Annotated in this window: 16 protein-coding genes; all 16 read right to left on the bottom strand. The window is 46.9% G+C overall.

The genetic code is table 11. From position 1 onward, the window contains the following. Nucleotides 1–11: 11 nt before the first annotated feature. Nucleotides 12–1,058 carry an aspartate-semialdehyde dehydrogenase gene (locus tag ACXAJH_RS02525; RefSeq protein WP_474993003.1) on the bottom strand — a complete coding sequence of 349 codons (1,047 nt, stop codon included), beginning with the start codon at nucleotides 1,056–1,058 and terminating at the stop codon, nucleotides 12–14. Between the two features lie 104 nt (nucleotides 1,059–1,162). Continuing rightward, on the bottom strand, nucleotides 1,163–1,756 hold the full coding sequence (locus ACXAJH_RS02520) for a dipicolinate synthase subunit B (protein ID WP_474993449.1): 594 nt from the start codon (nucleotides 1,754–1,756) through the stop codon (nucleotides 1,163–1,165). Further along, entirely contained in the window at nucleotides 1,756–2,652 is an 897-nt protein-coding gene (gene dpaA, locus ACXAJH_RS02515; RefSeq protein ID WP_474991935.1) for a dipicolinic acid synthetase subunit A, read from the bottom strand. Before dpaA ends, ACXAJH_RS02520 begins: the two co-directional genes overlap by 1 nt. Before the next feature lie 110 nt (nucleotides 2,653–2,762). Beyond that, nucleotides 2,763–2,996 carry a YlmC/YmxH family sporulation protein gene (locus ACXAJH_RS02510; protein WP_474968531.1) on the bottom strand — a complete coding sequence of 78 codons (234 nt, stop codon included), beginning with the start codon at nucleotides 2,994–2,996 and terminating at the stop codon, nucleotides 2,763–2,765. A gap of 12 nt (nucleotides 2,997–3,008) precedes the next feature. Beyond that, on the bottom strand, nucleotides 3,009–3,929 hold the full coding sequence (locus ACXAJH_RS02505; protein ID WP_474971449.1) for a polysaccharide deacetylase family protein: 921 nt from the start codon (nucleotides 3,927–3,929) through the stop codon (nucleotides 3,009–3,011). Nucleotides 3,930–4,072: 143 nt separating this feature from the next. Continuing rightward, a complete protein-coding gene (gene pnp / locus ACXAJH_RS02500) occupies nucleotides 4,073–6,199 on the bottom strand; it encodes a polyribonucleotide nucleotidyltransferase (protein ID WP_474968529.1) in 2,127 nt (708 codons plus the stop codon). A gap of 116 nt (nucleotides 6,200–6,315) precedes the next feature. Beyond that, entirely contained in the window at nucleotides 6,316–6,585 is a 270-nt protein-coding gene (gene rpsO / locus ACXAJH_RS02495; protein ID WP_027954250.1) for a 30S ribosomal protein S15, read from the bottom strand. Between the two features lie 128 nt (nucleotides 6,586–6,713). Beyond that, complete coding sequence (locus tag ACXAJH_RS02490; RefSeq protein ID WP_474993001.1) at nucleotides 6,714–7,574, bottom strand: hypothetical protein; 861 nt, start codon at nucleotides 7,572–7,574, stop codon at nucleotides 6,714–6,716. Between the two features lie 24 nt (nucleotides 7,575–7,598). Further along, on the bottom strand, nucleotides 7,599–8,495 hold the full coding sequence (gene truB / locus ACXAJH_RS02485) for a tRNA pseudouridine(55) synthase TruB (RefSeq protein ID WP_474992999.1): 897 nt from the start codon (nucleotides 8,493–8,495) through the stop codon (nucleotides 7,599–7,601). Between the two features lie 65 nt (nucleotides 8,496–8,560). Beyond that, nucleotides 8,561–8,911: a 30S ribosome-binding factor RbfA gene (gene rbfA, locus ACXAJH_RS02480; protein WP_027954248.1), complete on the bottom strand. Its 351-nt coding sequence runs from the start codon at nucleotides 8,909–8,911 to the stop codon at nucleotides 8,561–8,563. Nucleotides 8,912–8,938: 27 nt separating this feature from the next. Next, entirely contained in the window at nucleotides 8,939–9,217 is a 279-nt protein-coding gene (locus tag ACXAJH_RS02475) for a DUF503 domain-containing protein (RefSeq protein WP_160835642.1), read from the bottom strand. Continuing rightward, on the bottom strand, nucleotides 9,214–11,277 hold the full coding sequence (gene infB, locus ACXAJH_RS02470; RefSeq protein ID WP_474968526.1) for a translation initiation factor IF-2: 2,064 nt from the start codon (nucleotides 11,275–11,277) through the stop codon (nucleotides 9,214–9,216). Before infB ends, ACXAJH_RS02475 begins: the two co-directional genes overlap by 4 nt. A gap of 7 nt (nucleotides 11,278–11,284) precedes the next feature. Beyond that, complete coding sequence (locus ACXAJH_RS02465; protein ID WP_027954245.1) at nucleotides 11,285–11,599, bottom strand: YlxQ family RNA-binding protein; 315 nt, start codon at nucleotides 11,597–11,599, stop codon at nucleotides 11,285–11,287. Then, nucleotides 11,596–11,871, bottom strand: a complete 276-nt coding sequence (gene rnpM / locus ACXAJH_RS02460; RefSeq protein WP_474968525.1) for an RNase P modulator RnpM — start codon at nucleotides 11,869–11,871, stop codon at nucleotides 11,596–11,598. Before rnpM ends, ACXAJH_RS02465 begins: the two co-directional genes overlap by 4 nt. Nucleotides 11,872–11,885: 14 nt before the next feature. Continuing rightward, nucleotides 11,886–12,986: a transcription termination factor NusA gene (gene nusA / locus ACXAJH_RS02455; RefSeq protein WP_474991927.1), complete on the bottom strand. Its 1,101-nt coding sequence runs from the start codon at nucleotides 12,984–12,986 to the stop codon at nucleotides 11,886–11,888. A gap of 13 nt (nucleotides 12,987–12,999) precedes the next feature. Next, nucleotides 13,000–13,473, bottom strand: coding sequence for a ribosome maturation factor RimP (rimP, locus tag ACXAJH_RS02450; RefSeq protein WP_474992997.1), 474 nt, complete (start codon nucleotides 13,471–13,473; stop codon nucleotides 13,000–13,002). Nucleotides 13,474–13,619 lie beyond the last annotated feature (146 nt).

Genomic DNA, 13,619 nt, shown 5'->3' with positions numbered 1-13,619 from the left:
TCATAAGAAGTTTACAGCCATTGATTAGCAACGAGACGCTCTGCAATCTGAACGGAATTCCATGCAGCACCTTTCAGGAGATTGTCAGAAACAACCCACATATGGAACCCTTTCTCGTGGTCAAGATCTTTCCGGACCCTTCCTACAAACACATCTTTTTTTCCGGCAGCTGTCAGCGGCGTTGGATATGTCTGGGTGGAAGGATCATCCTCGAGTGTGATACCGGGTGCCTGTTTCAGCAGATCCTGAATATCCTGAACGCTCACTCCGGACTGTTCTACTTCAACATAGACACTTTCTGCATGGGAAGTAAAGAACGGAAGACGTACACACGTTGCCGCGACGGATAGATCCGGGGCATGCATGATTTTCTTCGTTTCATTGATCATTTTCATTTCTTCAAAGGTATACCCGTTTTCCTGAAAAACGTCAATTTGCGGCAGCGCATTGAAGGCGATCGGAAAATGCTTTTCGTCCCCTTTAACCGGAAGGATTTCTGCTTTTAGATCTTCGCCATTCAAAAAGTCCATCGACTGTTCCCTCAGCTCATCAGCTGCTTCATTCCCCGCGCCGGACACTGCCTGGTAGGTAGAAACGATCACCCGGTTGAGGCCGAGCTGCTTTCTTACAGGCTCAAGTGCAGCAACCATTTGGATCGTTGAACAGTTGGGATTGGCAATAATGCCTTTATGTTTTTGAATATCCGCTTCATTCACTTCCGGCACGACCAACGGTACACCTTCTGCCATCCGGTATGCACTGGTATTATCAATGACGACTGCGCCTCTGTCCACAGCTTCAGGGGCGAACTTTTTAGAAACCGATCCCCCTGCAGAGAACAAGGCAATATCCACATGATCAAAACTCTCAGGTACAGCTTCCTCCACGACATATTCTCTGCCTTTGAACGTTAATTTCTGACCGGCAGACCGGCTGGAAGAAAGGAGTTTAAGTTCTCCAATAGGAAAATCCCTGTCTTCCAGAGTTTCGAGCATTTTCAAGCCTACCGCTCCGGTTGCTCCTACGACGGCTACATTGTATTGGTTTGTATCATTCATCTTCGGCACCCTTCCTTCGCTGTTTTATTGTAAGAATAGTAAAACATGTCACTATTTTTGTTATTTTATCATAAATGGAAGAATCACTGAAAAGAAACTTTTAATTAATTTGGATATCTTTCAATCAGGACAGGCTGCCGCTGCTTTCCTTCCAGAGCTGCTTCAATGGTTTCCGGAATCAGGGTCATATCCGCTACGAGGGAATTCGGCTTTTTATATGGATGATCCTGACCGAGCGGAACGAAATAAATATTCTTCGTAGCCATCAGGAGCATCACGTTGATGCCATTCAGTCCGAGCGCATCATTTGTCGACACGGCCAGCACGACGGGGCTTTCATTTCGGAGAGTAGCTTTAGCTGCCATCAATACAGGAGAATCGGTTAGAGCATTGGCCAGTTTACTTGTGGAATTCCCGGTTAATGGGGCAATGACCATACAGTCAAGCGGACGCTTAGGCCCGAGCGGCTCCGCATCCGGAATGGTCATGATCGGTTTTTCCCCTGTAATTTCTTCAATTTTCTTCAGATGATCCGCGGCTTCCCCGAAACGTGTATCTGTTTTTTGAACCGTATAGGATAACACTGGAACAACGGTGGCCCCCATATCGACCAGCTCCTGCATAACGGGGAAAACCTCGTGGTACGTACAATGAGAACCGGTTAATCCAAATCCAATGACTCTGCCTTTTAAATTTATCATGCTTCATTTTCCTTTCTGGAATGATCCTGGATCAGCCTGGAAACGACATCAGCAATGATCCGGCCTGCTGTTTTCGGTGCCACAATACCAGGGAGACCCGGAGCCAGCAGTGCTCTAATCCCGCGCTTATCGGCGTATCGAAAATCCGTTCCTCCGGGCTTGGAAGCGAGATCCAGAATTAAGGCATGCGAAGGAAGCTGTTTTATGATCCCCGGTGTCACAACTTGTGACGGAATTGTATTGATCAGGATGTCACAAGACATGTCTCTACCTTCCAGCCTTTTCATATCAATCGGTGTCAGCCCCATTTCATGCACCCTCGCGGAGCTGCTCGTTGTTCTTACACCGACGCTGACGTCAGCGCCTAAGTGATGAAAAGTGCGGGCCAGACTCATCCCGACACGCCCGAGTCCAAGCACCATTACTTTCGACCCGTGAATGGTGAAGTCTGTATGCTGGATCACAAGCATCAATGTCCCCTCTACAGTAGGAATGGAATTGTAGATCGCTACATCGTCCCGGTCCATAAGTGGGATTAATTTCCTGTCCGCGCGTTCTGCCAGTGTGTATAAATGTTCGTTGGCGATTCCGGTATAAATCTGACAGTGAGGAGGTGTTTTCTTTAACCATTCTTCCTTTAATTGAATCAACTGGTTGGAGAAAATCCCCTCTATATTTCCATTCCCATCCGTTCCAGGTACGGGAAGAATGATGGCATCGAGCTGTTCTACCTGCTTACTATCAAGATCAAGGTCGACAGCTTCCCTGAAGCTTTCATTCAGTTGATCGAATCCTGCAAGATAAACGGCGGCACCCCATTCATTAAGCTTTCTTATCAGCTCAATCTGCCGGGCATCGCCACCAATAACTGCAATATGGTATCCTGTTAGCATCCCGGATGTCTCCTTTTTCTAATGTCTTATCTCCTTGTATCCTATGCCGGAATGCGGAGTTAGTGATTTCAACCACCAACAAAAAAAGCCGCAGCACACGCTGCGGCCCATCACTTTCTTTTCAATAGAATCGTATGCTCTCCGATTGTTTGTATCTGTTCCCAGTCAATCGTCATTTCCCGCTTGGAAGATCCAATTCCAATCAACCCATGATTTAAAATGACAAGTGAAATGATCCGGCCGGTATCTGGATCAATAATCAAATCCGCCCGTCCCAAAACCCCAAGTTTCTCCCCGTTTTCCACATCAATGACTTCTTTCTTTGCCATCGCCTTCATTCTCATCCCCATGCCCTCCTATCTTTCTTCACTTAACATTTTCGGCAGGTCCGAGATCTGCAGCCCTTTTTTGCGGATGCCTTCTATAAGCTGTGGCAGACTGTCAACGGTCACCTGTGTCGGATGCATCAGAATCGTCGCCCCGTTATGTACTTTATTGAGCACCCGGGTGACAAGAACGTCTTTGCTTGGCTTCTGCCAGTCGATCGTGTCCACGGTCCACAACATCGTCTCCATCCCCAGTTCATCTGCCGCCTCCACCGTTTCCATATGAAAACTGCCGGATGGAGGAGCAAAATATTCTATTTTCTGCTTTGTTAATGCAAAGAGAATATCATCGGCCTGCTTCAAATTATCTGCTGCCTCGGCTTTTGACATCCGCCCCATATCCTTGTGTCCGTATCCATGACTTCCAATGGTATGCCCCTCTTCCTCAATCATCTGTATTAAATGAGGAAACTCGTTGGCAAATGCCCCATCAATAAAAAAGGCAGCTTTAGCCTGATGCTTATTCAACACGTCAATCATTTCCGGAATGTACTCCTCTCCCCATGATACATTGATAAAAAGCGAGACCGCCTTTTTATCCGGATGCCCCCTGTATATCGGTGCAGCTGGCAGATCATCAAGAGATACATCCGGTCGGGTCATCTTATATACCAAGTGGTCCTCTTTATAAGATCCTTCTTTCTTCATTTTCCGATAAGAAGCTTCGACATCCACCTCACGCCCGGAAATCCCCGGTGTTTTTTTCCATACCGAATCAATCACAGCATCCTCCGCCTTTAGTTCATAGCGGTCTTTTTCATTCAGGATCTTTTGGTACAGGGAGCTTTCCTTGTAGACAGGGACGTTTTTATCTGTTGTAAGAACAGCCAGTCCCACACCTGTTAAAAAAGAAAGAATGATAATACCTGCCGCAGCGGTTCGGAACTTCATGGACAATCCCCCCTGCTATCATCGTATGGAAGAAGGATGGATGTTAGACCTTAGAACATACAGGATCCGGCCTCTACTTTGGCTTCAAAGGAAAAAAAGGCAAAAAAAAAGAGACTGGCAAGCCAGTTTCTTTTCTTTAAAGTTTAGGATTGTTCGACGTTGGATTCCTGTTCTTTTTTCTCATCGATCAGAACAGCTTTACGGGACAGGTTGATACGTCCTTGATTGTCGATTTCTTTTACTTTCACTTTGATAAAGTCTCCGATGGATACGATATCCTCCACTTTACCGATGCGTTCTTCAGCCATTTCAGAAATGTGAACAAGTCCTTCTTTGCCTTTGAACAGTTCAACGAAAGCTCCGAACTTCTCGATACGCTTCACTTTACCATTGTAAACTTCGCCGACTTCAACTTCACGGACGATGTCTTCAATGATTTTTTGAGCGGCTGCGTTCATGCCGGCATCCGTGGATGAAATAAAGACCGTCCCATCCTGCTCAATATCAATTTTAACACCTGTATCATCAATGATCTGATTGATCTGCTTTCCGCTTGGTCCAATAACGTCACGAATTTTATCCGGATTAATTTTCATCGTCATGATTTTCGGTGCATGCTGAGAAAGCTCGGAACGAGTTTCCGGAAGCGTCGCCAGCATAGACTCAAGAATCTCGATACGACCTTTTTTCGCCTGCGCGAGTGCTTCTTCGAGGATTTCTCTTGAAAGACCATCGATCTTAATGTCCATTTGAAGAGCTGTTACACCTTTAGCTGTTCCAGCTACTTTAAAGTCCATATCACCAAGAGCATCTTCCATACCCTGAATGTCTGTAAGGATCGTGTAATCCTCACCGGATTTCACAAGTCCCATAGCAATACCCGCTACTGGTGCTTTAATCGGCACACCCGCATCCATCATCGCAAGTGTACTTGCACAGATACTCGCCTGAGAAGTCGAGCCATTGGATTCCAGCACTTCAGAAACAAGACGGATGGTATAAGGGAAATCATTTTCTGATGGAATCACAACCTCAAGGGCACGCTCACCTAAAGCACCATGTCCAATTTCACGACGGCCCGGCCCGCGGATGGGTCCTGTTTCACCAACAGAGAATTTAGGGAAGTTGTAATGGTGCATAAAGCGCTTGGATTCTTCAAGGTCAAGACCATCAAGGATTTGAACATCCCCCAGAGCTCCAAGTGTACATACGCTTAATGCCTGCGTCTGTCCACGTGTAAACAATCCAGATCCATGTGTACGTGGCAGCAGCCCGACACGGGAGGACAATGAACGAATTTCATCGACGCCACGGCCATCCGGACGGATTTTATCTTTCGTAATCAGGCGGCGCACTTCGGTCTTCACCATATCATCAAGAATGGAACCGACCTGCTTCAATGTTTCCTCATCAGCTTCCTGCTCTTCATAAAGCGCAGTAATATCGGCTTTCACCTGATCGATTGCAGTTTCACGGGCTTTTTTCTCTTCCGTCTTAATGGCATCTACAAGAGAAGCCTTCGCCTGTTCTTCTACTTTCGCTTTCAATTCTGCATCAAGATCGAACAGCTTGACCTCCATCTTTTCACGGCCGGCCGCTGCAATAATCTCTTCCTGGAAAGCTACAAGACGCTTGATTTCCTCATGTCCGAACATGATCGCTTCGAGCATGTCTTCCTCGGAAACTTCCTGTGCTCCAGCTTCCACCATGTTAATGGCATCTTTCGTACCGGCAACAGTCAAGTCGATATCACTCTTTTCCTGCTGCTCCACCGTCGGGTTGATCACATATTCTCCATCAACACGGCCGACGATGACACCGGCGATCGGTCCTTCAAATGGAATATCTGAAATCCCAAGGGAAATAGATGATCCAAGCATTGCCGCCATTTCAGATGAACAGTCCTGATCCACACTCATCACGGAGCTGATCACCTGTACATCATTCCGGTAACCGTCAGGGAAAAGAGGACGGATCGGACGGTCAATCAAACGGGAGGCAAGAACGGCCTTGTCACTTGGACGTCCTTCTCTTTTAATAAAGCCGCCTGGAATTTTACCAACGGCATACAAACGCTCTTCATAATTTACGGTTAAAGGGAAAAACGGCAGGTCCTTCGGTTCTTTTGAACCAGTTGCCGTGGAAAGCACCGTTGTATCACCATAATGGATGAGTGCTGCGCCATTCGCTTGTTTCGCCAGTTCACCAATTTCCACTGAAAAAGTACGGCCGGCGACATCAATCGAAAACACTTGTTTTTCTTCTGCCATAAAGAACTAAACTCCTCTCAATAACTCTAATTCAACTGAAGGGACTATTGTAAGTTTACACCCTTCTGTATGTAAACATACAGAAAAAGCGGGAATACTCCCGCTTTTTCCACTCATTAACGGCGCAAGCCAAGGCTCTTGATTAACTCGCGGTAACGTGTAATGTCCTTATTACGAAGGTAGTTCAATAGGTTACGACGCTTACCTACCATTTTAAGCAGTCCGCGACGGGAGTGGTGGTCCTGCTTGTGAGCGCGCAGGTGCTCGTTCAATGTCGTGATCTGCTCAGTAAGTACAGCAATCTGTACCTCTGGAGAACCTGTGTCGTTTTCGTGAGTTTTGTACTCGTTGATTAGTTCCTGTTTACGTTCCTGTGTGATAGCCATGTTGACTACACCTCCTGTAAATATTTAAGAATTCCCATTCCCCGAGCGGTCGTCGGAGTTACGAACCGCCAAGCGAAGGTTCCATATTAAAGAGTACAATTTTTTGTCGCGAAATGCAAGAGAAACCCTTATTCTATGCCGAAAAATCTTTCAATATCCTCTCTGCCCGGCTCTTCTGGGCTTTCGGACCGTGCTGAAAACTGCATGCGGGCCGCTGTGCTTTTCTCCACTGGAAGTTCATCAAGCAAAGCTGCTGTCCAGCCGGCATCCGCCTGTTCCGGAACGGTAACAAGGCAGGGGCGGGATTCCCTGTGAATATTCAGGTGACAGTAATACGCCCCTGCCGCCGGAAATAAATACTGTTTGGAAGGGGTAAAACGGACGTTCCGGCTTCCGGGACTCCACACTTCCCCTTCCACAGAAAAAGGCCTCCCTAAAAGATGGTTGATCTCCTGGATATTTCCCGCTTCCAACAGTCCGCGTATCCTCGTCGAGCTGACCTTTTCTTTATCCTCCTCCACTTTAGCTACAGTCGTTTGTGTAAAACGTCCGGCTGCGTAATGGGGAAGATCGTCCATTGTGCCCTTTCCTTTATGGCCGTAAGTGAAATCAAAACCCGCAGCAACGTGCGTCACCTGTAATGACCCGAAAAAATGGTCCACAAAATCTTGTGGGGAAAGGGCTGCGAGCTCCCTGTCAAAAGTTACGATGAACAGATAGTCTACGCCCATGGCGCTCAGGATACGTTCTTTTTCCTGAACAGGTGTAATGTACGATACGTGCGGACGCCCCCTGCCAAGTACAACAGAGGGATGCGGATCAAACGTCATCACTGAACTGCGGACACCTGTACGTCTAGCTTCGTTCACTGCTGCTTCAATAACCTTCTGATGGCCTTTATGAATACCGTCAAAGAAGCCGACGGCCATAACGTTAGGATCGGGAACCGGAAAATCAGCAGATTTATAAGTTAAGTAAAAGGTCTCCACTGCAGTCACCCGCTTTACAAAATTTTAAAATACTCTCACCGGCTTGATGTACCCCGGTTTCGTAGGATGCTTTTGATAAACTGCCACAACTTCCTGTCCGTGCTGAATCGTAAACGTATCAGCTTCCAAATCATCAGGTTCGTCAAGGACACGGCCGTGCTTAACCATATCTCTCGTTTCTTCGTCTACATCAATCGACGGGAGGTGTGAGAGCCCTTTGGAAAGCGGCAGCAACAGCTCGGCACCGCGGTTTTGATCCACTGCTTCCTGCACGGCATCGAAAGTGAAGCAGTCCTCCTTTTGAATGTCCCCCGTTTCTGTGCGTATGAGACTCTTCATATGAGCCGGAAAGCCGAGCGCTTTTCCGATATCCACACATAGCGTCCGGATGTACGTTCCCTTTGAGCAGACGGCACGAACGCCGAATGAATACGTACCATCTTCAAGAGACGCATCATGAGATGTTACATGCAGTTCACTTATGTATACCTTTCTGGAAGGACGTTCAACCGTCTTTCCTTCACGGGCATATTCATACAGCTTTTTCCCATTCACCTTGACGGCCGAGTACATCGGAGGGGTCTGAGTGATCTCTCCTGTAAAAGCGGCGAGAGCCTCATTTATACCCTGAATTTCAGGCGGCTCGTCCAGCCTGCTTGTTTCTACAGTGTTTCCGGAGGCATCTTCCGTATCCGTTGAGTATCCAAGGGTAACGACAGCCTCATATACTTTCGTTGTATCCATGAGGAAAGGAACGATTTTCGTCGCTTTTCCGACACAAAGCGGAAGCACACCTTCCACATCCGGGTCCAGTGTTCCGGTATGTCCAATTTTCTTAGTTTTCAGCATCCCGCGAGCCTTACTTACACAGTCATGGGAAGTAAAGCCCCTCGGCTTCCAAAGCGGCAGAATTCCATCCATACCCCCACCTCCAGCATCCTTATTTTTTCAAAGATAAATCCGTGCTGTAGCAGCACGGATTCCTATCAGCTTTCTGTATCGTTCAGATCGCGGAGAATCGTTTCAATACGATTTCCTCGTTCGATGGCTTCGTCAAACTCAAACATAATCTCCGGGGTCTTCCGAAGTCGGATCCGCTGCCCGATTTCAGAGCGGATGAACCCTTTTGCTTTGGCAAGGCCAACAAGCGTGTCATGCTTTTGTTTGTCGTCCCCTAATACGGAAATATATACTTTTGCCTGCTGCAGGTCACCGGTTACTTTTACTTCTGTAACGGTGACAAAGCCTACGCGGGGATCTTTGATTTTCTTGCTGATGATATCCGTCATCTCTTTTTTCATCTGCTCCCCTACGCGGCTGGCACGTAAATCGTTCATGTTCATTCACCTCTTCCAAACAAAACATCACAGCCATTCAATCTGTGTTTCCGTCCGTTCAATTTCCGGAAAAGAATCGATGAAAGTAAGCGCCTGCTGCATCGTCTGCTCAGCAATTGTTTTATCACTGGCAATCGTAACCAGACCGAGACGTGTCCGCTGCCAGAGATTTTGAAACTCCAATTCACTGACAGCGATATTGAATTCATTGTGCAGTCTCGTTTTGATCCTTTTTAATACAGCACGCTTATTTTTCAACGACTGCGCATCATAGATTAAGCAATCCACTTCTGCGCTTATTATCATTTGCGTTCAATTTCCTGCATTTCATACGGTTCAATAATGTCACCGATTTTAAGGTCATTGAAGTTCTTGATGGTAATTCCACACTCATACCCCTGTGCCACTTCTTTCGCATCATCTTTATAACGCTTCAGGGCATCAATTTCACCTTCATAAATAACGACGCCGTCGCGGATGACACGGATGCCGGAGTTGCGGGTGACTTTACCGTCCGTAACATAAGAACCGGCAATGGTACCGATCTTGGACACTTTGAAGATTTCGCGAACCTCCACCTGACCGATGATCTTCTCTTCGAATTCAGGATCAAGCATCCCTTTCATCGCTGATTCGATCTCTTCCATAACTTTATAAATGATGTTGTGAAGACGGATCTCTACATCCTCAGATTCTGCTGCTTTTCTAGCATTCCCGTCAGGACGCACATTGAAACCAATGATGATTCCATTGGACGCAGATGCAAGGTTTACATCAGACTCTGTAATCGCACCGACACCTGTGTGGATGATTTTAACTTTCACGCCTTCTACTTCAATCTTTTCAAGAGATCCGGCCAGTGCTTCTACAGAACCCTGAACGTCTCCTTTAAGGATCAAGTTGATTTCCTTCACTTCACCCTGCTTGATTTGGTTGAACAAGTCATCAAGGCTTACTCTGGCGTTGGAACCACGGTTGACTTCCAGCTGCTTCTGGGCACGGGCTTCTCCGATGGAGCGGGCTTTCTTCTCGTCATCAAAGACAAGGAAACGGTCCCCGGCCTGTGGAACATTGTTCAATCCGGTAATCTCAACAGGAGTAGATGGTCCTGCCGTCTTCACGCGGCGCCCAATATCGTTGACCATCGCTCTGACACGGCCCCATGTGTTACCTACAACAATGGAATCGCTGACGTTCAGCGTACCATTTTGAACAAGAAGGGTGGCAACAGGGCCCCGTCCTTTATCAAGCTCTGCTTCAATAACAGTTCCGTACGCATGACGTTCAGGGTTCGCTTTCAGTTCTTCCATTTCAGAAACAAGAACGATCATTTCAAGAAGCTCGTCAATACCTTCTCCCTGAACGGCGGACATTTTAACGAAAATCGTTTCTCCACCATACTCTTCAGAAATAAGCTCATACTCCATAAGCTCCTGCATGACGCGGTCCGGATTGGCCCCTTCTTTGTCCATTTTGTTGACAGCAACAATGATCGGGACTTCCGCTGCTTTGGCGTGGCTGATGGCTTCTTTTGTCTGCGGCATAACTCCATCATCAGCTGCAACTACAAGAATGGCAATATCTGTCACCTGCGCACCACGGGAACGCATGCTTGTGAAGGCGGCGTGTCCTGGAGTATCAAGGAAAGTGATCTTCTTATCATTTTCTTCAATTTGATAGGCACCGATGTGCTGGGTAATTCCGCCGGCTTCCCCTTCGGTTACCTTCGTGTTACGGATCTGGTCAAGAAGTGTCGTTTTACCGTGGTCCACGTGACCCATGATCGTTACAACAGCTGGACGCTCACGAAGATCTTCCGGTTCGTCGTCAAAAGTCATGTTCTCGATATCTGTTTCATCAATCACGATTTCTTCTTCGACTTCTACACCGAATTCTTCACAGATCAGCTCAATGGATTCTGGATCCAGTTCCTGGTTTTTTGTTGCCATTACGCCGAGGAACATCAGCTTCTTAATGATTTCAGAAGAGTCCCTGCCCAGTTTTTCTGCTAGTTCACCGACGGTTAAGCTGCCGATAAAAGTGATTTTCTCAGGCAGCTGCTTCTTATGCTTTTTCGGAGCCTGCTGCTGGGAAGAAGGCTTCTGTCTCTTCTGGTTGTTCCCGCGGGATTTCTGGTTCCCAGGCTTTTTATTATTGTTGTTCGGCTTGGAATTTCCACGTTGGTTATCCTGCTTCTGCTTCCCTGCAGACTTCCCAAACGCTTTATCCAGCTTTTCAGTTGATCCGTCTTCTAATGTAGACATATGATTGGTCACTTCAATGTTCAGGCTTTGGAGTTTCTCAATCACTTGTTTACTTGATAGTTCGTTCTTTTTGGCATATTCATATACGCGCATTTTACTCATATATCTTTCACCCCCGAATAGATTCATCGAGCAGCGATTGCAACTTTTTCGCAAATCCTTGATCCAGAACTGCGATCGCGACTCTCCCCGCTTTACCGACGGCCTGTGACAGAACTTCTCTGTCATCCACCTCGTAGCAGGGTACTTGATAAAAGCTGCATTTATCTGTCAGCTTTTTCTTTGTTTGTTTTCCAGTGTCATTGGCAATCAGAACCAGCTTGGCTTTCCGCTTGCGGATATCCTTAACGATGGATTCTTCTCCAAACGTGCATTTCCCCGCACGGACGGCAAGACCGATCAGGTTCAAGTAACTTCCACTCATGATGGATCCGCCTGCACTTTGGATTTAAGATCCTCATAAACTTCCTTACTTACGGAAGCTTTCAGATGGCGGTTCAGCAACTGTTGTTTTTCTGCCTGCTCAATAACATCCAGACTTTTAGTTACATAGGCCCCACGGCCATTCATTTTTCCAGTGTCGTCCACAAATACCTCTCCGTCTTTATTACGGACGACTCGGATTAACTGCTGCTTCGGTAGCATCTCCTGAGTGACGACACATTTCCGAAGCGGCTGTTTTTTGGAACGGGTCATTGTCTTCCCCCTCCTTAATCCTCTAAAAGATCTTCATCAAGGTCGTCACTTTCTTCTGCTGTTTCAGAAAGAAGACCTTGTTCACGTGCTTCGCTTTCGCTCTTGATATCAATTTTCCACCCTGTCAGCTTTGCTGCCAGACGGGCATTCTGGCCACGTTTTCCGATAGCCAGGGAAAGCTGGTAATCAGGAACGATGACGGTTGTCGCTTTATCTTCCTCGTCGACAAGAACTTCCACGACTTTGGAAGGGCTCAGCGCATTGGAAACATATTCAACAGGATCCTCAGACCACTGGACAATATCAATCTTTTCACCTTTCAATTCGTTTACGATGGTTTGGACACGCTGCCCGCGCTGCCCTACGCAGGAGCCCACCGGATCAATATCCTGATCTTGGGCGTACACAGAGATCTTGGAACGGTCCCCCGCTTCACGGGCAACACTCATGACTTCCACAGTGCCATCATAAATCTCAGGTACTTCCATTTCAAACAAACGCTTCAGCAGACCCGGATGCGTTCTGGACACGTATATATGAGGTCCTTTGTTGCTGTTTTCCACTTTCGTCACAAATACTTTCAAACGATCGTGAACCTCATAGGTTTCTGTAGGCATCTGCTCACCTTCAGGAAGGCGTGCTTCAATTTTACCAAGGTTTACATAAACAAAACGAGGATCTTTTCGCTGGATGATTCCTGTCATCACATCTTCTTCACGATCCACGTACTCCCCGTAAATAATGCCCCGCTCTGCTTCACGGACACGCTGGGTTACCACCTGCTTGGCCGCCTGGGCTGCGATCCGGCCGAAGTCCATCGGTGTTACTTCCACTTCGATGACGTCTTCGATATCGTAGTTTGGATCGATCCCGTTGGCTTCCTCAAGGGAAATTTCCTGTTGTGGATCCATCACTTCTTCTACGATTTCTTTCCTCGCAAGTACCTTCATTGTACTTTCCTGTTCATTAATATCCACACGAACATTGGTTGCGGAATTAAAGTTTTTCTTATAAGCAGAGATAAGTGCTGCTTCCAGCGCTTCCAATAACAGATTCTTGTCGATGCCTTTTTCCTTTTCCAGATAATCCATGGCATCAAATAGTTCACTACTCAACGATTTCTCCCCCTTAATTAAACGTAACAGCTAGGTTTGCTTTGGCTATCTTTTCATAAGGAACTTCCAGCTGTTTTTTTCTTGTTTTTATACGGATTTCTACGACAGCTGTGGAATTTTCGAAAGACTTCAGCGTCCCTTCAAACTCCTTCTCCCCATCAATCGGTTCATACAGCTTCATATAAACGTAATGACCGGTATACTTCTTAAAGTCCGCTTCCGTTTTCAACGAGCGTTCCGCTCCTGGAGAAGCAACCTCTAGAAAATATGGGATATCAATAGGGTCCTCATCATCCAGCTTCTCACTCAGCTGCTCCGATACTTGACCGCATTCCTCAATATCAACGCCGCCCTCCTTATCAATGAAGACGCGCAGATACCAGTTCTGTCCTTCTTTTTTGTATTCGATGTCGACAAGTTCCAAATTCATATCATTTAAGATTGGCTGGACAAGACGTTCCGCTACGGATGTCACATGATTGCTCATGCTTTTCCCTCCTTTGGCCTGTTCATTGTTTCGTACCCCTTAGTATGAGATGGTCGGGCTGATTTCATTTAAGTACCAGTGCTTTCCAGTTACAGAGGCCACGAGAAACCGCTATGACATGGATCATAGCGGTTCTCTTCGCGGGC

It is taken from the genome of Halobacillus sp. ABD4_316, from assembly GCF_056161385.1.
This window is presented reverse-complemented; position numbering and strand designations above follow the sequence as displayed.